3 protein-coding genes are annotated in these 3096 nt (G+C 36.2%); all 3 read left to right on the forward strand.

The features are described from left to right. Window positions 1–420, forward strand: a 420-nt coding sequence (locus A3EM_RS0139300) for a hypothetical protein (protein ID WP_020533732.1), incomplete at its 5' end; no start/stop codon positions are given. Between the two features lie 696 nt (window positions 421–1116). Beyond that, window positions 1117–2475, forward strand: a complete 1359-nt coding sequence (locus A3EM_RS0139310) for an amidohydrolase family protein (protein ID WP_020533734.1) — start codon at window positions 1117–1119, stop codon at window positions 2473–2475. Window positions 2476–2725: 250 nt separating this feature from the next. Next, a complete protein-coding gene (locus A3EM_RS47915) occupies window positions 2726–2884 on the forward strand; it encodes a hypothetical protein (protein ID WP_020533735.1) in 159 nt (52 codons plus the stop codon). Window positions 2885–3096 lie beyond the last annotated feature (212 nt).

Raw genomic sequence — 3096 nt, forward strand, 5'->3', positions numbered from 1 at the left:
CCGTCACTAATTCAATCCTATAGATGGGTCAATATCATAATTATGGTGGATCAATATAAAAATTCTGGTGGGTCAGCATCGATCATAATATGCACACAAACTATGGAAAAAGATGTAACAATTATCGAACTCATTCAAACGGAGGGGCAATTCGAAACTCAAGAATTAAATTTAACACCCGGAAAATATCAATTCAGGGTAGTGAACAAAAATGTGAATAAAGACTTGGGATTTGTCATACAAAAAGAAACTGATAAAGATTCAGAGGTTATGGAAACAGCAGTTCCAAACTCGTTCACAACTGCATATGTAAAAAAAGGAGAGACCCAATATACAGGAATTGTTGAATTAAAAGAAGGAAGTTACGTTTATTCCTGTCCACTAAACCCAACACCACATTACAAATTAACTGTGGAATAAATTATGAAATATTGGTTTATAAAAGGATATCCTACAGTCTTGTAAAGGCACCTGCTTAAGAAATTTTTGCACAGGGAGATTCTGTAATTGGCACATTCAAAAATCAACCCCAAGTGAATGCATTCAATACCAGACCTAAAGAAATAAAACTATTGGATATTACTTAGGAGCAAAGTATGTCAAATATAATTTCTGACTTTAATAAGATTGAGGTTTTGGTTAATAATGCAGGGGTTGGTTTTGTGGGTGCCATTAAGGTAACATGGATAGAAGAAATAAAAAAAAATTGATTTCAATGTTTTGGGAACCTTGAAATTGACCCAAAGTGTTTTAGCCCATATACTTAAAGAAAATACACATTTTTCAAATATCATTTCACAGCGGAATTAAGGTGCTTGAGTTTTGGCAATACAAATAAATTTGCTTTAAAAGGTTTTTAGTGCACCTATGGCTCAAGAATGAGCACCTTTTGGCAATTAACTTTTTTATCATGTGATTTGGTTTGGTAAAACCTTCCCATAACATTATTTCAGTTTTTACTCAATTTTGCTACCTTTAGATTTGGTTCAACATCCGGTAGCGCACATACCTCTATCGAATTGTTTGAAAGTGCAGGGCAAAACCGATACTTTAAATATATATTAAACCAATCCAGTGGAATGTAACAATCTGGACATTGGTGGTCATTGAAAACTTATGAAACAGTTAATCATCCTTGCATCGATGGTGTTCCTTGCTGGCTGTACTTACCAAGAGACAGAACAATATGGTTTGGTGATATCCAATGTCAACCTTATCGATGGAACAGGGAAACCGCTACAAACTGGAGTCTCAATAGGGATAAATGAAGGTAAAATAGTTGCGATTGATTCTCTATTTATATTATCGAATAGTAACGAAAATAGCATTGACGGAACGGGGAAATTTATTATTCCCGGCTTATTTGACTGTCATGTTCACACAGGAAATTTTGAAAGGGATTTTCCCAGATTTGTCCATTATGGAGTGACTTCTGTCTTTATCACAGGTGGAAGCTTGTGTACAAATGACTATTACGGATCAATGCGTAAACAGGGGAATCAGGATTCCATTCCAGCACCTTTTGTTTTTCATACCAGTCAGCATTTTACCATGGAGGGACGTCATCCTGCGAAGACATATCAGAGCAGCAACTGGCGTGATGGAGAAACAATTTTTTATTTGAAGGATACTTCACAGATTGAAGATCTAGTCCAGGATGTATCTCAGTATCCAGTCGTTGGAATCAAGCTAACAATTGAGGATGGTCCTGCTCCTCCATTCGTTGAAAGAATGCCCCAGTTATTTATTGATAAAACCGTTAGGGAAGCCTCTAAACATGGTCTTGAAGTATTTGCGCATGTGAGTGATAACACAGAACTAGAAATGGCCATCAATGGCGGTGTTCAGAATCTAGTTCATTTTACCGGAGTAAATATTGATCCTCAGGATAGCATTCAAATAAGATTACTTCAAAAATTTGTAAACAGAAACCCCAATTGGGTAACTACATTAATGATTGATAAGTCGTTCCTTTACCCCTTACACCCTGAATGGTTTGAGTCTGAATCAATGCTTAGTGTTTACAAGGAATCAGTAAACGAACTCACTCCGGAATTAATTGATCGAGCGAAAATTTATCTTAGGATTCTGATGAATGGATACGGTATAAATGAAAACAGTCTTGAAGCTTTCATGCTCCCTCAAGTTGAAGACATCATTTTCTTGGACGGAATGGGATTTAACATGGTTCTGGGTACAGATACTGGAAATGATTTCAATTTTCCAGGATATAGTCTACATGAAGAAATGCAACTACTAGAACTAGGTGGAATGGAACCAGTTGATATTATAAAAATGGGAACACTTAATGCTGCTAAAATGATGAATGCTCAAGATAGTTTAGGTTCAATTGAAGTGGGAAAAACCGCAAATATGGTATTACTTGACAAGAATCCTCTTGAAAGCATCCATAACACGTTATCGATTCATTCTGTAATCAAGAGAGGTAGAATTCAAAAGCGACTTAATCAGTAATAACGACACCTATGTAAACACTAAAATGAATATGCGAACTGTGTTATTGGATGGGATCATGCCAACTGGAAGCCATGTTACTTCTAGCCAGTGGGACGTATACTTATTTTAGTAAGGCGTAATCCTACTACTATCCCAAAGAAATTAACATTTCCCAAAGACTTTCCATTCTGACTACCAAAACAATCGTTTTGGCTACATCTTTTCCTGAATAACATCGCAGTTTTGTATAAACAAAAAAGAAGAGATAATGAATATCGTTTTAACAGGCTCATTGGGTAACATTAGCAAACCTCTTGCCGCAGAACTAATCATAAAAGGACACTTAGTAATATGGGATCAAATTAATGTGGGTCCGGGGGATCCCACTGAATTTTTCCTGGTGTTGAACGAACCTAATGGGGGTTAGGTCCGGAAAAAGTGCTGTGTAAATTCAATTATTTTCTTGCTTGTAGGAGTGCTTTTTTGGTGGGGATGATTTTGTTTGGAGTGCCGTTTTTTGGTGTTAATTTCCATTTCAGTTTTCATTTTTATTATTTGCAAAAGTCCAAATTAGCAGGTTAATACTGCCAAGGGCATAATATTCCCATCCGTTTGCTGGAAACGGTTTTTCCTTCCATA

It is taken from the genome of Flexithrix dorotheae DSM 6795 (assembly GCF_000379765.1).
Taxonomy (GTDB): Bacteria; Bacteroidota; Bacteroidia; order Cytophagales; family Flammeovirgaceae; genus Flexithrix; species Flexithrix dorotheae.

What these genes read in the sequence shown, in the direction of transcription:
- A3EM_RS0139310 (WP_020533734.1), top strand. Translation starts at nt 1,117, where the DNA reads ATGAAACAGTTAATCATCCTTGCATCGATGGTGTTCCTTGCTGGCTGT.
- A3EM_RS47915 (WP_020533735.1), top strand. Translation starts at nt 2,726, where the DNA reads ATGAATATCGTTTTAACAGGCTCATTGGGTAACATTAGCAAACCTCTT.